Origin of the sequence: Aeromonas sp. s10 (assembly GCF_040907975.1) — a bacterium.
GTDB lineage: Bacteria > Pseudomonadota > Gammaproteobacteria > Enterobacterales > Aeromonadaceae > Aeromonas > Aeromonas caviae.
The window spans coordinates 182,059-196,833 of sequence record NZ_JBFOCV010000052.1 but is presented as its reverse complement, the minus strand read 5'-3'; the positions used below and the strand labels follow the sequence as shown (position 1 = coordinate 196,833).

The 14,775-nt window shown below is 62.5% G+C and carries 17 protein-coding genes and 1 pseudogene; 5 read left to right on the top strand and 13 right to left on the bottom strand.

Annotated features, from left to right (window positions below):
* Positions 1-67 precede the first annotated feature (67 nt).
* From AB5Y59_RS19115 to AB5Y59_RS19085, 7 genes and pseudogenes are all read right to left on the bottom strand, one after another.
* Positions 68-169: pseudogene (locus tag AB5Y59_RS19115) on the bottom strand (protoheme IX farnesyltransferase); the annotation flags it as partial.
* A gap of 13 nt (positions 170-182) precedes the next feature.
* On the bottom strand, positions 183-1,076 hold the full coding sequence (gene cyoE / locus AB5Y59_RS19110; RefSeq protein WP_010673685.1) for a heme o synthase: 894 nt from the start codon (positions 1,074-1,076) through the stop codon (positions 183-185).
* Between the two features lie 8 nt (positions 1,077-1,084).
* Complete coding sequence (locus AB5Y59_RS19105; protein WP_010673684.1) at positions 1,085-1,414, bottom strand: cytochrome o ubiquinol oxidase subunit IV; 330 nt, start codon at positions 1,412-1,414, stop codon at positions 1,085-1,087.
* Positions 1,415-2,110 (bottom strand): cytochrome o ubiquinol oxidase subunit III, encoded by a 696-nt coding sequence (locus AB5Y59_RS19100; RefSeq protein ID WP_080560441.1) that lies wholly within the window; start codon positions 2,108-2,110, stop codon positions 1,415-1,417.
* Positions 2,031-4,007: a cytochrome o ubiquinol oxidase subunit I gene (gene cyoB, locus AB5Y59_RS19095; protein ID WP_041211612.1), complete on the bottom strand. Its 1,977-nt coding sequence runs from the start codon at positions 4,005-4,007 to the stop codon at positions 2,031-2,033. Before cyoB ends, AB5Y59_RS19100 begins: the two co-directional genes overlap by 80 nt.
* A gap of 3 nt (positions 4,008-4,010) precedes the next feature.
* Entirely contained in the window at positions 4,011-5,099 is a 1,089-nt protein-coding gene (cyoA, locus tag AB5Y59_RS19090) for a cytochrome o ubiquinol oxidase subunit II (RefSeq protein ID WP_080767819.1), read from the bottom strand.
* Positions 5,100-5,612: 513 nt separating this feature from the next.
* A complete protein-coding gene (locus AB5Y59_RS19085; protein ID WP_041214824.1) occupies positions 5,613-6,056 on the bottom strand; it encodes a carboxymuconolactone decarboxylase family protein in 444 nt (147 codons plus the stop codon).
* Between the two features lie 119 nt (positions 6,057-6,175).
* Here AB5Y59_RS19085 and AB5Y59_RS19080 point away from each other — a divergent pair, with 119 nt between their 5' ends.
* A complete protein-coding gene (locus AB5Y59_RS19080; protein ID WP_368212526.1) occupies positions 6,176-7,084 on the top strand; it encodes a LysR family transcriptional regulator in 909 nt (302 codons plus the stop codon).
* A gap of 90 nt (positions 7,085-7,174) precedes the next feature.
* Here AB5Y59_RS19080 and AB5Y59_RS19075 read toward each other — a convergent pair whose 3' ends face one another.
* The 3 genes from AB5Y59_RS19075 to AB5Y59_RS19065 all read right to left on the bottom strand — a co-directional run bounded on the left by AB5Y59_RS19075 (position 7,175) and on the right by AB5Y59_RS19065 (position 9,003).
* A complete protein-coding gene (locus AB5Y59_RS19075) occupies positions 7,175-7,504 on the bottom strand; it encodes a DUF3634 family protein (RefSeq protein WP_039039207.1) in 330 nt (109 codons plus the stop codon).
* A 95-nt stretch (positions 7,505-7,599) separates the two neighbouring features.
* Entirely contained in the window at positions 7,600-8,571 is a 972-nt protein-coding gene (locus tag AB5Y59_RS19070) for a nucleoside hydrolase (RefSeq protein ID WP_041213226.1), read from the bottom strand.
* Positions 8,572-8,703: 132 nt separating this feature from the next.
* Positions 8,704-9,003: a DUF3861 domain-containing protein gene (locus AB5Y59_RS19065; protein ID WP_042014216.1), complete on the bottom strand. Its 300-nt coding sequence runs from the start codon at positions 9,001-9,003 to the stop codon at positions 8,704-8,706.
* Between the two features lie 81 nt (positions 9,004-9,084).
* Here AB5Y59_RS19065 and AB5Y59_RS19060 point away from each other — a divergent pair, with 81 nt between their 5' ends.
* Complete coding sequence (locus tag AB5Y59_RS19060; RefSeq protein WP_050498310.1) at positions 9,085-9,507, top strand: MarR family winged helix-turn-helix transcriptional regulator; 423 nt, start codon at positions 9,085-9,087, stop codon at positions 9,505-9,507.
* A 128-nt stretch (positions 9,508-9,635) separates the two neighbouring features.
* Positions 9,636-10,205 (top strand): HutD family protein, encoded by a 570-nt coding sequence (locus AB5Y59_RS19055; protein WP_151028319.1) that lies wholly within the window; start codon positions 9,636-9,638, stop codon positions 10,203-10,205.
* On the opposite strand, the gene AB5Y59_RS19050 is transcribed toward AB5Y59_RS19055, so the two are convergent.
* Both AB5Y59_RS19050 and azu read right to left on the bottom strand, forming a co-directional pair.
* On the bottom strand, positions 10,174-10,434 hold the full coding sequence (locus AB5Y59_RS19050; protein ID WP_368212525.1) for a hypothetical protein: 261 nt from the start codon (positions 10,432-10,434) through the stop codon (positions 10,174-10,176). The genes AB5Y59_RS19055 and AB5Y59_RS19050 overlap by 32 nt on opposite strands.
* 170 nt (positions 10,435-10,604) lie before the next feature.
* Positions 10,605-11,045, bottom strand: a complete 441-nt coding sequence (azu, locus tag AB5Y59_RS19045) for an azurin (protein ID WP_161653018.1) — start codon at positions 11,043-11,045, stop codon at positions 10,605-10,607.
* Positions 11,046-11,344: 299 nt separating this feature from the next.
* Between azu and AB5Y59_RS19040 the strand changes: the two genes are divergently transcribed.
* Complete coding sequence (locus AB5Y59_RS19040; RefSeq protein ID WP_368212524.1) at positions 11,345-12,388, top strand: FAD:protein FMN transferase; 1,044 nt, start codon at positions 11,345-11,347, stop codon at positions 12,386-12,388.
* A 41-nt stretch (positions 12,389-12,429) separates the two neighbouring features.
* Here AB5Y59_RS19040 and AB5Y59_RS19035 read toward each other — a convergent pair whose 3' ends face one another.
* Positions 12,430-12,855, bottom strand: a complete 426-nt coding sequence (locus tag AB5Y59_RS19035; RefSeq protein ID WP_368212523.1) for an Hsp20/alpha crystallin family protein — start codon at positions 12,853-12,855, stop codon at positions 12,430-12,432.
* Between the two features lie 270 nt (positions 12,856-13,125).
* On the opposite strand from AB5Y59_RS19035, the gene AB5Y59_RS19030 reads away from it, so the two are divergent.
* Positions 13,126-14,772 carry a response regulator gene (locus tag AB5Y59_RS19030; RefSeq protein ID WP_010673669.1) on the top strand — a complete coding sequence of 549 codons (1,647 nt, stop codon included), beginning with the start codon at positions 13,126-13,128 and terminating at the stop codon, positions 14,770-14,772.
* Positions 14,773-14,775: the final 3 nt, after the last annotated feature.

Below are 14,775 nucleotides of genomic sequence, written 5' to 3'. Positions count from 1 at the left end.
ATAATAGCAGAGCCGGGAAGATTCCCGGCTCTGGATTTCATGCATTTCAGGGGTGCAGTTCACACTATCAGGGCAGCATGCTCACCAGCACCGGCGCTGCGTCCGGCTGGAAGTCAACCGACATCATCACACTCAGGCAGGTGAAGATGATGACGACGATGGAGAACATGTCAGCTCCAGCGTCAGGGCAGCATGCTCACCAGCACCGGCGCTGCGTCCGGCTGGAAGTCCACCGACATCATCACGCTCAGGCAAGTAATGGTGACGATGGAGAACATGAACAGCTTGCGCGCCCAGAGGGAGTCGTCCACCGCCGCCTTGTAGCCCGACAGCGCCATCCCCAGCCACCAGACGCTCACCGCGGTGGCCACCACCAGATACTTGTACCCGGCGTAGCCGCCGAGGAACAGCATCAGGGTCGGCACCATGAACGCCAGGATGTAGAGGGTGATGTGGAGCTTGGCCACCGGGATCCCCTTCACCACCGGCAGCACCGGGATGTTGGCGGCCTGGTAGTCCTTGAAGCGGAAGATGGCGATCGCATAGGAGTGCGGCATCTGCCACAGGCTGAAGATCGCCAGCAGGATCAGGGCCCCCGAGTCGAACTGCCCGCTCACCGCGCAGTAGCCGATGACCGGCGGCGCGGCGCCGGAGAGGCTGCCGACCAGGGTGCCATAGACCGAGTGGCGCTTCATGTAGAGGCTGTACACCCCCACATAAACCAGGAAGCCCAGCACCGCCAGCAAGGCGGCCAACGGATTGGCCGCAAAGTAGAGCAGTGCAATGCCCGCAACGCCCAGCGCCGTCGCATACCAGAGGGAGACACCGGGGGCGATGAGCCCCCGCACCAGGGCGCGGTTCTTGGTGCGCTCCATGATGCAGTCGATGTCCCGGTCGATGTAGTTGTTGAACACGCAACCGGAGGCCACCACCAGTGACACCCCCACCATGGTCAGGATGAACAGGGGCACATCCAGGCTCCCCTTCGAGGCCAGCAGGAATCCCCCGATAACCGAGATGAGGTTGCCGAAGATGATGCCCGGCTTGGTCACTTGCAGGTATTGCTTCATCATCATCAACCCGCTCAGTGAACCATCATGTTGATGTTGAGGTTGTACATGATCCACAGGGAACCCACGACCACGATGGCGATGATGAGCACGGTAAAGACCAGTGCCACCAGGTTCCAGCGCTCCTCGGAGGAGGTGTTCATGTGCAGGAAGTAGACCAGGTGTACGAAGATCTGCACCACCGCCATGGCCACCACGGTGCCGAGCACCACGGCGTGGGAGGCGGAGCCGTCCATCACCATCCAGAACGGCACGGCGGTCAGGATGAGTGACAGCACGAAACCGATCATGTAGGACTTGACGCTGCCGTGGCTGGCGCCGTGATTGTCAACGGAATGACTCATTTACATGACCCCCATCAGATAGACCACGGTGAAGACGCAGATCCATACCACGTCGAGGAAGTGCCAGAACAGGCTCAGGCACATCAGGCGAGTGCGGTTGCGCTCGGTCAGCCCCTTCTTGGTGATCGACACCATCATCACGATGATCCAGACCAGGCCGCTGGTCACGTGGATACCGTGGGTCCCCACCAGGGTGAAGAAGGCAGAGAGGAAGCCGCTGCGATCCGGGCCCGCCTCGTGCACGATCAGGTGATGGAACTCGTAGATTTCCATCGCGATGAAGCCGGCACCCAGCAGGAAGGTGACGAACAGCCAGGTGTTGACCGCCGCGACCTTGTTCTTGTTCATGGCCAGCATGCCGAACCCGAAGGTGATGGAGCTCAGCAGCAGCAGCATGGTTTCGGCGAACACGAACGGCAGTTCGAAGATGTCCTTGCCGGTGGGGCCGCCGGCAGTGCCGTTGACCAGGACCGCATAGGTCGCGAACAGGGTCGCGAACAGGATGCAGTCACTCATTAGGTAGATCCAGAAACCGAATACCTTGGTGGCACCGGCATCGTGGTGCCCATCCTCATGGGCACCGTGAGAGTGATGTAGTACGTCAGTCGCCATGGAATTAAGCCACCTTGTTGATGTTGTCGAAATGCTGACCTTCGATGCGCTCGATCTCGTCAACCTGTACGTAGTAGTCCACATCGTCGTTGAAGCTGTGGATGATCCAGGTGGCGATCATGCCGATGAAGCCGGCGATGGCCATCCACCAGATGTGCCAGATCATGGCAAAGCCGAACACCACGCTGAAGGCGGCGATGATGACACCGGCACCGGAGTTCTTCGGCATGTGGATGGGGGCATACTGGGCAGGCTTCTTGTAAGCGCTGCCGTCAGCCTTGGCTTCCCAGAAGGCGTCCAGACCGGTGACCTTCGGCTCGATGGCGAAGTTGTAGAACGGCGGCGGAGAGGACGTCGCCCACTCCAGGGTACGGCCACCCCAGGGATCGCCGGTCAGGTCGCGGTTCTTCTCGCGGTCGCGGATGCTGACCACGATCTGGATGACCTGGCACAGCACGCCCAGGGCAATCAGACCGGCGCCGCAGGCGGCGACCACCAGCCAGCCGTGGAACTCGGGATCGATGTTCTGGCTGACACGACGGGTCATGCCCATGAAGCCCAGCACGTAGAGCGGCATGAAGGCCACGAAGAAGCCGGTGATCCAGCACCAGAAGGCACGTTTGCCCCAGACGTCATCCAGCTTGAAGCCGAACGCTTTCGGGAACCAGTAGGTGATACCGGCGAAGCAGCCGAACACCACGCCGCCGATGATGACGTTGTGGAAGTGGGCGATGAGGAACAGGCTGTTGTGCAGCACGAAGTTGGCGGCCGGCACGGAGAGCAGTACCCCGGTCATGCCACCCACGGTGAAGGTGATGATGAAGCCGACGGTCCACAGCATGGGCGAGGTGAACTCGATGCGACCGCGGTACATGGTGAACAGCCAGTTGAAGATCTTCACCCCGGTCGGGATGGAGATGATCATGGTGGTGATGCCGAAGAAGGCATTCACGTTGGCGCCGGACCCCATGGTGAAGAAGTGGTGCAGCCAGACGATGAACGACAGCACGGTGATCGCCACGGTTGCCCACACCAGGGAGGTGTAACCGAACAGCTTCTTCTTGCAGAAGGTCGCCACCACTTCGGAGAAGATCCCGAACACCGGCAGCACCAGGATGTACACCTCGGGGTGACCCCAGGCCCAGATCAGGTTGATGTACATCATCATGTTGCCACCCATGTCATTGGTAAAGAAATGGGTACCCAGGTAGCGGTCTGCGGTGAGCAGGGCGATGGTGACGGTCAGGATCGGGAAGGAGGCGATGATCAGGATGTTGGCACACAGGGCGGTCCAGGTGAAGACCGGCAGGCGCATCATGGTCATGCCAGGGGCACGCATGCGGATGATGGTGGCGAAGAAGTTCACGCCGGTCAGCAGGGTCCCCAGACCCGAAATCTGCAGACTCCATATCCAGTAATCGACCCCGACCCCGGGACTGAACTCCAGCCCCGACAAGGGCGGATAGGCCAGCCAGCCGGTCTGGGCGAATTCACCGACCCCGAGGGAGACGTTGATCAGCACCACGGCCGCGGCGGTGAACCAGAAGCTCAGGTTGTTCAGGAAGGGGAAGGCCACGTCACGGGCACCGATTTGCAGCGGCACCACGATGTTCATCAGACCGATCACCAGCGGCATGGCCACGAAGAAGATCATGATGACGCCGTGGGCGGTGAAAATCTGGTCGTAGTGATGGGCATTCAGGTAGCCTTCGCCACCCCCGGAGGCGATGACCTGCTGGCCACGCATCAGCACGGCGTCGGCAAAGCCACGCAACAGCATGACCATGCCCAGAATGAGATACATGATACCGAGGCGTTTGTGGTCGACCGAGGTCAGCCACTCTTTCCACAGATATTGCCACTTGCCGTAGTAAGTGATGAGACCGGCGATGGCCAGGCCCCCCAGAATGATACCGGCTATCGTGACCATGATGATGGGTTCATGGTACGGAATAGCCTCGAGTGTCAATTTTCCAAACATCGATTATTCCTCGGATCCTGCTTTCACACTCTTGTCGGCCGACATGGCCATGTGTCCGGCATGGGCGTCATGGTTCATGGCCTGGTTCTCCATGGCGTCCTCTTGCGAGGCCTCATGGTTCATCCCTTCGTGGTCCATGGCACCCGCTTTCGGGGCGGCGTCATGGTTCATGGCCTCGTGGTTCATGCCCTCGTGATCCGCGGAGCCCGCAGCCGGGGTGGCGTGACCACCATGGGACATGCCGCCCATGAACTTGTTGATGATGTTGACGAACAGCTTGGGATCGGCGCTGGCGAAGTACTCCACCGGGTGGTTTTCGCTCTTCTTGGCCAGGGCATTGAACTCATCCATGGTGCTCAGGGCCTTGGAAGAGGCCTTCACCTTGGCTACCCAGGCGTCGAAACCGGCTTGGTCCTGGGTCGCGATGGCCTTGAACTTCATGCCGGAGAAACCGGCACCGCTGTAACCGCCGGAGATGCCCTTGTACTCGCCCGCCTCGTTGGCAATCAGGTGCAGCTTGGTCTGCATGCCGGCCATGGCGTAGATCTGGCCGCCCAGTTGCGGGATGAAGAAGGAGTTCATCACGGTGTCGGAGGTCACCCGGAAGTTGACCGGGGTGTTGACCGGGAAGGCCAGCTCGTTGACCGACGCAATGCCCAGCTCCGGATAGACGAACAACCACTTCCAGTCCAGGGAAATGACATCCACCTGAACCGGTTTGACGTCCGATTCCAGCGGCTTGTAGGGGTCGAGGGAGTGGGAAGTTTTCCAGGTGATCACCGCCAGGATGACGATGATGATGACGGGTACAGTCCAGACGACTGCCTCAATCTTGTTGGAGTGGGCCCAGTCCGGCGCATAGGTGGCACTGGTGTTGGACGCCCGGTATTTGTAGGCGAACGCCACCGCCATGACAATCACGGGCACCACCACGATCAGCATCAAGCCGAGTGCGGTGAGTATCAGTGACTTCTGCTCCATACCGACCTGCCCCTTGGGGCTCATCAGTGCCATGTCGCAGCCACTCAGCAAGCTGGCGGTCGCGAGCAGCAGCAAAGCGCCCAAGCCCCTCTTCACATCAAAGAGTCTCATGCAATGTCCTCATCTTTTGAAGGCTTATTGGTATAAAAAAATGCAGCATTTTATTGCATCAGACCGGCATGTGAACAACATGAAAAATTAATCCCAAAAATGTTCAAAAGGTGATGGAAAGCGGTATCAGATGTTAATCCCTTGACAATGACCAATTTATTCAAGTTACACCGCGGCAATTCATCTTCCGTTAATCTCTCGCGCCACCAAAAGTGACCACCAATTAACCAAAAAGATCCATCTGGTCTGTTTTTAACCCACCATTGCGATCAAAAAAGAGCCATACAGCCCCTTTTCGACTCACAGGTCATTTTTCCACACCTTGATCTGGATGGGTATTTTTCGGGGAAAATTAAAAAAATAATTAATCAAACGAATGTATGATTAACTTCCCGTCCCCCGACAACGGTCGCAACCCCTGGCGTCAGAAGGCACACTTCGTAACAAAACGGGCCCTTGTGCGGGCCCGTTGACAATCGTTTTCTCTCCCTCCCTCGGAGTCGGAGTCAGGAGTCAGGAGTGATCGTGTTCCATCCGGGTCGCCACGGCGATCCGGTTCCAGGCGTTGATGGTGACCACCTGCATCAGGCACTGGGCCAGCAGGGTTTCCCCCAGTTGGGCCAGCGCCGCCTCATAGGTCTGCGTCGTGAGCCCCTTGTCGGCGATCAGGGTCACCTCGTCGGTCAGGGCCAGCACCGCCCGCTCCCGGGCGTCGAACAGCGGCGACTCCTGCCAGGCGGCCAGCGCCAGCAGACGCTGGGCGCTCTCCCCGTGCTTCATTGCCACGTCGGCGTGCATCTCGATGCAGTAGGCGCAGCCGTTGATCATGGAGGCGCGCAACTTGATGAGCTCCTTGAGCGACAGGGGAATGTCGGTGCCCCCGAGGTAGGACTCAAGGCCCATCATGGCCGAGACGGCGGCGGGCACCTGGTTGGCGAGCTGGATACGGTGTGACATGGCGAGACTCCTGTGATGGACCCCGGATGGGGCGGTGAGCCGATTGTTCACTTTTTCATTGTTGATTAGAATATCGTCATAACCTGCAACAGTTTTGCGTTTATCGCAAAGGTGAATCCATGCTGGATCGCATCCGCATCCTGGCCCAGGTGGTGGAATCGGGCAGTTTCTCCCGTGCCGCCCGCGCCCTCAACCAGGCCCCCTCCTCCGTGACCCGTGCCATCGACGCCCTGGAGCAGCAGCTCGGGATCCCGCTCTTCAAACGCAGCACCCGCCAACTGGTGCTGACCGAGCAGGGCGCCTATTTTCTCGCCCGCTCCCTGCCCCTGCTGGAGGAGGCGGATCAGCTGGTGCAATCCCTGCAACCCCTCTCGGTGGCGCCAGAGGGGCCGCTGCGGGTCTCGGTGTTCGAGAGCTTCGGCGCGTCCTGGCTCTCTCCCCGCCTGCCCGACTTCCTCGCCCGCTACCCCGGGGTACGCCTGGAGGTTGCGCTGGACAACCGCATGGTGGATCTCGATGCCGAGAACGTGGACGTGGCGGTGCGCATCGGCAAGCCCGCCGACAGCAGCCTGCACACTCGCCATCTGCTCACCAACCGCTCGCTGCTGGTCGCCTCCCCCGCCTATCTGGCCCGCCATGGCGAACCAGCCCATCCCGCCGAGCTGGCCCACCACAACTGCCTCATTCGCGGCCATGGGCGCCAGCGCCAGCACTGGTACTTCCAGCAGGGCACGGAGCGCGAGAAGGTGGCGGTGCAGGGCAACCTCGCCTCGGTCGGGGGCACGCCCCTGCTCTGCGCCGCCCTCGCGGGGTGCGGCGTGCTGCTGCTGTCGAGCTGGATGGTGCAGCAAAGCATCGACGAGGGCACCCTGCTGCCGCTGCTGCCAGAGTGGCTCGCCTCCCCCTACGAGGATCGCCAGGACGAGATCCACGCGGTGTTTCGTGGCGGCCGCTTCCTCAAACCCCAGACCCGCGCCTTCATCGACTTTCTGGTCGAGGCGATCAGGCCCCTGCAAGGGCTGCGCTGACCGCAACAGGGCCTCCTGGCGAAACCCTGAAAACGCAGACGCCGGGCACAGGGCCCGGCGTCTGGAAATGAGGGTCGCCACGGCGACCGCTCAGCGTGATTTTCGCCCGTCAGGGCTCGGGGAGAGCCCCCGGTAATCCCCGTAGGGGAAGATGTTGCGCAGGCGCTGGGCCACGGGCTCGGGGATGGAGCGGGAGAAGACCAGCCTCACCCCGTTGCCGTCCCGCAGGCCCAGGATGCGCCCGCGCACCGGCTCATGGTGCAGGATCTGGGTCGCCTGGGTCACAAAGCGCGGCGGCACCGAGCCCCGCTTCACCACCACCTTGCCCGGCGCGAGCCGGACCTCGAACAGGGCGCCGCGCCCCAGCGTCATCAACCACCCGATCAGGGCTATCGCCACCAACAGAGACAACCAGGCCATTGCGTCTTCCTCCCGTCAACCCGATGTTCGCCAGTATAACCGGGGGCGCCTCACCATGACCCGGCCGCCATCACGCTTTCACTCACTGCCGTGCCTTATCGGCGCCCCTTGCCCCAGGCCACCAGGGTATCCCGATAGAGGGCGAGCAGGGCCTGATCCCGCACCGCGACCCCGACCTGCTGGGCCGGGCAGTGGGCCCACTCGTCATGGGGATGGCGGGTGTCGTCAAATTTTTGCAGGGTATGGCCGATGGCGGGCCCCTCGGTGATGACCCGCACCGGCCCCTTGCGCAGGGTGAACAGCGCAGGATCGATCACATAGGCGATGGCGGAGGGATCGTGCACATGGCACCCCGCCATGCCGATGCGCTCGGAATAGAAGCGCAGGTAGAAGCGGCTGACATCCCACAGGAAGCGGCCCGGCTCCCCCGCATCGTCCCGCAGGGCATCCAGATAGTCGGCGGTGAAGATGCTCTGCTGGGTGACGTCGAGCCCGATGATCACCAGGGGCCAGGGGGCGGTGAAGACCCGGTCCGCCGCATCGGGATCGTCGTGGATATTGGCCTCGGCATAGGGGGTCACGTTGCCGCGATGGCCGTTGACGCCAAAGGCGCCGCCCATCACGACCACTTCTTTCACCAGGGCGGCTACTTCGGGGGCCGCCTCGAGCGCCAGCGCCAGGTTGGTGAGGGGACCGATGGTCACCAGGGTGATCTCGCCGGGATGGGCCTTCACCGTCTCGACGATGTATTGCCAGGCCGGGCGGGGATCCGGGATGAGGGTCACCTCCCCCGCCTGAACGTCACCAAAGCCGCTCGGGCCGTGCACCACCGTCGTCGGCCCCACGGGCTCGCGCAGCAGCGGCGCGGCGGCGCCCCGGGCCACGTCCGCCTTCATGCCATATTTTTGCTTGAGCCAGAGGGCGTTGCGGGTGCCGTTTTCGATGGTGGCATTGCCAAACACCGTGGTGATGGCGAGCAGGTCAATGGCGGGGTGCGCCTCGGCAAACAGAATGGCCATGGCATCGTCGATGCCGGGATCGGTATCCAGAATGATCTTGTGGGTCATGGGTCCTCCGTGAAACGAGCAGCCAGTGTAGCGGGCCGTCGCCGCTTTGACAGCACCGGGATCACAACCTCGGGGCTTCCTTTGCATCAGGCATGCTGGCGGGACCACTCGCCCTTGGGGTCAGGGCAGGAGTCACTCGGAAGGGGCGACCACGGCCTCCTCTCCCCTGGCGGTGCGTTTCAGTTGCCCCATGAATTGCTTGAAATGGGGGAGAAACCCCTTGAACAGCTCCTCTTTGCGATGCTGCATCATGACTTCGCCAAACAGCTTCAACCCGACGATAAACGCCTGATGCTCCTGCTCCGACATGGCCAGCTTCCCCTTGCTGAGCGCCAGGATGGCAAAGATGTCGTCGTGATTCTGGCAATCGAACTGCAACGGGGGCACCTCGCGGTCCAGCGCCTGGACCTGTACACGATAGGTGTGTGGCATCTTTCATCTCCTCTCGGGCTAGGCTTTTGCCCATATGGTTGATAAAATCAATTAAACCCTTTTAAGTTGACTTTATCAACCATGAAGTTGTCAAACCGCCTCTTCCGGATCCTCGATCAGTACAAAATCGCCATGACGCAGCATTTCCGGGCACAGCAGATCGCCCTTAGCCCCCTCCATTACAAGGTGCTGCAACTGATCCATGCGCTGGATCCCGCCACGCCGCAGCTCATCGCGCAGCGGTCGGGCCGCGACAAGGCGCAGGTGACGCGCCTGCTGCAGGAGATGGAGAAACAGGGGCTCATCGAGAAGCGGCCCCATCCCACTGACAGACGCAGCATCTGTCTGGCCTTGACCCCGCTGGCCTGCGAGCGGGTCAACCAGGGGGAGCAGGAGGCAGCACGGCTCGACGAACGGCTGTGTTCCCTGCTGACGCCGGCGGAGATAGCGCAGTTGCAGCAACTGCTGGACAAGATAGAAAAAGGGCTTGAGTCGACCGATTAGGGTCAGCGTCAGGGGGCCGCTGCCTGATTTGTGGCCAACCAGCGCGGCCTGCGCTGGCGGCGCCTTGTGAGCCACTCCCGGAGATGGTATCACTGGCCCCACTCTCCCCTTCCCGCCGAGGCGCCATCGTGATCACCCTGATTAAAGAGTCCGACCAGTTGAAAATGCCCTGGAAGAACAGGCAGGGCACCACGGCCCAGATCCTGATCTCCCCCCCTGGTTCGACCCTGGACAAGCTCGACTTTGACTACCGGCTGAGCTCGGCCCCCATCAAGGAAGCAGGGAGTTTCTCCCGCTTTCCCGGCTACCAGCGCATCCTGCTGCCCGTCAGCGGTGCCGGTTTCGTGCTCAACGGCCACCCCTACGCCACCTTCGAGGCGGCCCACTTCAGCGGGGATGACGAGACCCACTGCGAGCTGCTGAAAAAAGAGGTGACGGATCTGGGCCTCATCTACGACCCCGCGCGCCTCAGCGCCAACGTGCGGGTGCTGAACCTGCCCTTCCCCCTCAGCCTAACCCTGGAGGCGGACAAGTGCTACCTCTGCCACCTGCTGGAGGGCCAGCTCACCGTGCAGGGGCAACAGGTCGCACCGGGCGAGACCCTGGTGGTGCAGGGGGAGGAGAGCATCCGCTTCGAGTGCGGCAAGAAGACCACCCTCGCCTTCTTTACCCTGCAGCCCAAGCAGGCCGCCGTTTAACGCCGGGGGCACGGCCCCCGCTGTCGAGGCAGGCCTGCATGGTGTCATAGGGGGTATAGTGCCTGGTGCGGCTGTAGTAGGTGCCGCCCTTGGGGTGGCAGATGCCGCTCCGGCTCTTCTTCACCGGGGGCTCGGCGGCCAGCCCGATGGCGCAGACCAACAGCAGGCAACAGCCGAGCACCCATTTGATGGCATTTCTCCCGACAACCTGTTCCTCTTGGGGGGGCATCAGGCCCGAAAGGCGCCTATCTTACCCTCTTCCGTCCCCCACTCACCCCGCGCCGGATCATGAAACGGGGCACGCCATCCCCAGGCGGACGCCCAAAGCTTGGCATGCCACGGCAAGCGGGCACAAAAAAGCCGGGATACCCCGGCTTTTTCCTGTCAGGCCATGGCGGCCTAGCCGACCTTGAAGGCCCCCTTCATCAGGGCGAAGTGGCCCGGGAAGGAGCAGAAGAAGGTGAGATCCTTGCCCGCCAGGCCGTCGGTCTTGAAGGTAACGCTGGTGCTCTCGCCGCCCCCCACCAGCTTGGTGTGGGCCAGGATCCTGGGGTCATCCTTGGGCAGGTAGTCGTGATCGACCCCGGCGCTCATGCCGGCGGTGGCGATGGCCTGATAGTCGGCGGTGTTGGCCAGCACCCAATTGTGGCCCATGTTGGCCACCGGCAGCTTGCCCGTGTGATTGAGGGTCACCGTCACCTCCTTGCAGGTGGCCGGCACGCTCATCGCCGTCTGGTTGTACTGCATGGCGTCATTGCCTTCGATCACCAGTGCGCACTCGTCGGCCAGGACCGGGGTGGCGAGGGAGCCAAGAAGCAGCAGGGTTAACACCTTTTTCATCATTTTCTCCTTTGATTGACGAAGGATGACAGCACAGGCATCTCGCCCCCGTGGGCGCGACCCGCAAAGATGCTGTCAGGATCGATCTTCATTGTATTCAAATGTCGCCGAAGGACGACCGCTTTTGGGCCAGCCTGCGGGCCCGGTCACTTCTTTTCTCCCGACCCGGGGCCCAAAGCGGGTTGATCACATCCCCGTCTGGCTTAATTATTTGCGGCCTTCCCGCCCACGGCCACTCGCCAACACCGCAGCCGTTGGCTAAGCTGCTCCCCCGTCGATGACTCCCGCGAGAATGAGAGATGAAGTTCCCCTTTGCGCCTGCGCTGGCGCGCACCCTGCTGCTCTCCCTGATCCTGCTGCTTGGCGCCTGCCAGCCGGCCCCGACCCAGACCCGCATCCAGGGCAATACCATGGGCACCTATTATGCGGTGACCCTGAGCGACCCCTTCCCCGGCGGACAGGGGGCACTGCAACAGGAGGTGGAGGCGCTGCTGGCACGCCTGAACAAGGAGATCTCCACCTATGATCCGGGCTCCCTCATCTCCCGCTTCAATCAGGGAACGGGGCAGCCCCCCCAGGTCATCCCGGCCACCATGGCGAAGATTGTGCAACAGGGCATTGGCGCCGGGCACCTCACCCGGGGGGTTCTCGACGTCACCGTGGGCCCCCTGGTCAATCTGTGGGGATTCGGGCCGGACAAGCGCCCGGTCAGGCGGCCCAGCGCAGAGCAGATCGCCAAGGCGCGGGAGCGGGTCGGCATCGACAAGCTCACCCTGACCCCCGAGGGGGATCACTTCCTGCTCGGCAAGGCCATCCCAGACCTCTATCTGGATCTCTCCACCCTGGGTGAGGGGGCGGCCTCCGACGAGATAGCCGGGCTGCTGGAGCAAAAAGGGGTCCACAACTACCTCATCGAGGTGGCGGGGGCGGTGCGCAGCAAGGGGCACAACGACAAGGGCAATCCCTGGCGGGTGGCCATCGTCGAGCCCTCTGACAGACCGGGCGCCATCGAGGACGTGGTGACCCCGAACGGCATGGCGGTGAGCACCGCCGGCAGCTATCGCAACTATTACGAGCTCGACGGCAAGCGCTACTCCCACATCATCGATCCTGCCACCGGCGAGCCCGTGACCCACAAGTTGGTCTCCGCCACCGTCATCACCCCCACGGCCCTGGAGGCCGATGCCCTCGACACCGCCCTCATGGTGATGGGTCCCGAGCGGGCGATGGCCTTTGCCAGGGAACACAAGCTGGCGGTCTATCTCATCGAGAAGACCGCCACGGGCTTTGCCGCCAGACACACCCCCGAGTTTGCTCCCTATCTGGTGCGCAAGCAGCCCTGAATGACGAGGCCCCGCAGTGCGGGGCCTCGTTCACTGACCGCCTATTCGATGGGGATGCGGTGGGGCACGGGGCTGGCCGCCTGCTTGGGCAGGCGCAGGGTGAGGATGCCGTTGTCAAAGCGGGCGCTTACCTGCTCTGGCGACACCTCTACCGGCAGCTCGACGCTGCGCGACACGCTGCCATAGTAGCGCTCGCTGCGCAGGGCCCGTTCATCCTTGTTCTGGCTGTCAAACTGGCGGATCTCCGCCTTCAGGGTCACCAGCTTGCCGTGCACGTCCACGTGGATGTCCTCCTTCGCCACCCCGGGCAATTCCGCCTGCAGCAGGTAGTCATCCCCGCTCTCCCGCAGATCCAGCTTGATCTGGTCGGGCAACGGGTCCCCGTGCAGGGGGCGGATGTAGAAGCCGGAGGCCATGTCGTGGAACAGGTCATCAAACAGGCTGGTGCGACTCGGTAGCAAACTCATCTGATCCCTCCTTGTGAGCGGGCAAGGGAGCAGACGGGCACCCTGCCCCCTGCCGCCTCCCGCATGCTGACGCTCTTCAAGTCTAAAAACCGGGACAGCGCCTGCCAGTGCCAACTCGCCTTCCCTTGACCGGGATCAAAGGCAAGACACCCTTTTTTTCACCCAAGGTCTGCGGGAAAAACCGGGGGGCCTCCCCATGTGCAATTGCCTGCCTGCGGACTTTGGTGGCACACTTCTCCCACCAGCCCGTAGCGCCTTGATGCCAGACAGATGCAGACACCGGACTCCGTACCCGAGAAGAAACCCCAGCCCAAGCCCAAGCGCATCCTGCTGGTCAACGAACAGCGTTCCTTCCAGATGATGATGAAGGCGATGCTGATCAACATCGGCATCAACCGCATCACCTACACCAACTCCGCCGACGAGGCGCGCCGCCGCTGCCAGAAAGAGAGCTTCGACATCTATCTGCTCGACTATGAGCTGGGGGCGGGCGAGAACGGCCGCCAGTTGCTGGAAAGCCTGCGGGATCAGCAACTCATTCCGCCCCAAAGCGTGGTGATCATGGTCAGCAGCGACGGCTCCCGCGCCATGGTGCTGAGCGCGCTGGAAGCCGAGCCCGACGAATACCTGATGAAGCCCTTCTCCCAGGAGCAGTTCTCGTTTCGCCTCAAACGCGCCCTCGCCCGTCGCCAGGCGCTGGAGAGCGTCTTCAGCGCCCTTACCCGGGACGATCTGCCCGCCCTGGTGGAGGCCTGTGCCAAACAGGCGGACGCGGTGCCTCGCTTTGCCAACTTCTGCCGCTGCCTGCAGGCCGACACCCAGCTCAAGCTGGGCCAGGCCAAGGAGGCCCGCAGCCTGATGCGCCAGCTGCTGGCGGGGCAGGAGAACAGCTGGGCTCGCCTCACCCTGGGCAAGGCGTGCCATACCCTGGGTCTGCACGAGGAGGCGGTGAGCCACCTGCAAGCCACCCTGAAACACACCCCCCTGATGGTGGAGGCTTACCTCTGGCTCGCGGAGTCCCTGCTGGCGCTGGGCAATGACGAGCAGGCCCAGCAGGAGCTGCGCCGGGCGGTGGACATCTCTCCCCAGTCGGTGCAGCTCTCCCGCCGTCTGGCGGAGGTGTGCCTGCAACGGCACGACTACGCCCAGGCCAAGGACGTGCTGCTCGCCCTCATCGACTTGTCGCGCAACTCGATCCACCGCACGCCGCATTATCTCGGGGCCTATATCCAGACCCTCACCTTGTACGCCCTCAACAGCAACGACGGCTACCACATCGCCAACCTGCAAAAGCAGGTGAACTCCGCCCTGTCGCGCATCCGCGACTCCCTGATGATGTCGGAGTTCAACTACCCGGTGTTCGAGCAGATCTGCCAGGCCCGGGTGCGCATCGCCCTGGGGGAGCTGCTCAAGGGCAAGAAGATGCTCTATCGCGCCAACCAGAACTGGCTGGACGAGCCCGCCACCATGCCTCCGGCTCTCCTTGGCGAGACCATACTCGCCCTCTATCAGCTCGGGGAGTTCGAGTACGCCGAGAGCCTGCAACCCCTGCTGGCGGAGGATGAGGATCGGCTGCTCACCACCTGCATCCAGGTGACCCGGGATGACAAGACGGTGCAGGAGCGGCGCCAGCGCTATCAGCAGCTCAACGATCTGGGCATCAAGGCCTATCAGGCCGGAGAGCTGGAGCAGGCCCTCGGCCACTTTCGCGAGGCCCTGCGCCGGGCGCCCGCCAATACCGGCGCCGCCCTCAACAAGATCCAGGTGCTGCTGCAACTCATGCAGAAGAACCGCAAGAGCCCGGAGTTTGGCGCCGAGTGCAAGGAGACCCTGGAGGTGCTGGAGGGCATCCCCCTCAACCCCGCCCAGCAGGAACGTTTTCGCAAGCTGCGCCAGGAATATCATCAGCACAGCTGATAT

Coding starts and splice junctions, on each gene's coding strand:
- azu (WP_161653018.1), bottom strand. CDS start 11,045: ATGAAAAAGGTGTTAACCCTGCTGCTTCTTGGCTCCCTCGCCACCCCG.
- AB5Y59_RS19070 (WP_041213226.1), bottom strand. CDS start 8,571: ATGACCCACAAGATCATTCTGGATACCGATCCCGGCATCGACGATGCC.
- AB5Y59_RS19065 (WP_042014216.1), bottom strand. CDS start 9,003: ATGCCACACACCTATCGTGTACAGGTCCAGGCGCTGGACCGCGAGGTG.
- AB5Y59_RS19105 (WP_010673684.1), bottom strand. CDS start 1,414: ATGAGTCATTCCGTTGACAATCACGGCGCCAGCCACGGCAGCGTCAAG.
- AB5Y59_RS19060 (WP_050498310.1), top strand. CDS start 9,085: ATGAAGTTGTCAAACCGCCTCTTCCGGATCCTCGATCAGTACAAAATC.
- AB5Y59_RS19050 (WP_368212525.1), bottom strand. CDS start 10,434: ATGCCCCCCCAAGAGGAACAGGTTGTCGGGAGAAATGCCATCAAATGG.
- cyoA (WP_080767819.1), bottom strand. CDS start 5,099: ATGAGACTCTTTGATGTGAAGAGGGGCTTGGGCGCTTTGCTGCTGCTC.
- AB5Y59_RS19085 (WP_041214824.1), bottom strand. CDS start 6,056: ATGTCACACCGTATCCAGCTCGCCAACCAGGTGCCCGCCGCCGTCTCG.
- AB5Y59_RS19075 (WP_039039207.1), bottom strand. CDS start 7,504: ATGGCCTGGTTGTCTCTGTTGGTGGCGATAGCCCTGATCGGGTGGTTG.
- AB5Y59_RS19030 (WP_010673669.1), top strand. CDS start 13,126: ATGCAGACACCGGACTCCGTACCCGAGAAGAAACCCCAGCCCAAGCCC.
- cyoE (WP_010673685.1), bottom strand. CDS start 1,076: ATGATGATGAAGCAATACCTGCAAGTGACCAAGCCGGGCATCATCTTC.
- cyoB (WP_041211612.1), bottom strand. CDS start 4,007: ATGTTTGGAAAATTGACACTCGAGGCTATTCCGTACCATGAACCCATC.
- AB5Y59_RS19100 (WP_080560441.1), bottom strand. CDS start 2,110: ATGTGGACTACTACGTACAGGTTGACGAGATCGAGCGCATCGAAGGTC.
- AB5Y59_RS19040 (WP_368212524.1), top strand. CDS start 11,345: ATGAAGTTCCCCTTTGCGCCTGCGCTGGCGCGCACCCTGCTGCTCTCC.
- AB5Y59_RS19080 (WP_368212526.1), top strand. CDS start 6,176: ATGCTGGATCGCATCCGCATCCTGGCCCAGGTGGTGGAATCGGGCAGT.
- AB5Y59_RS19035 (WP_368212523.1), bottom strand. CDS start 12,855: ATGAGTTTGCTACCGAGTCGCACCAGCCTGTTTGATGACCTGTTCCAC.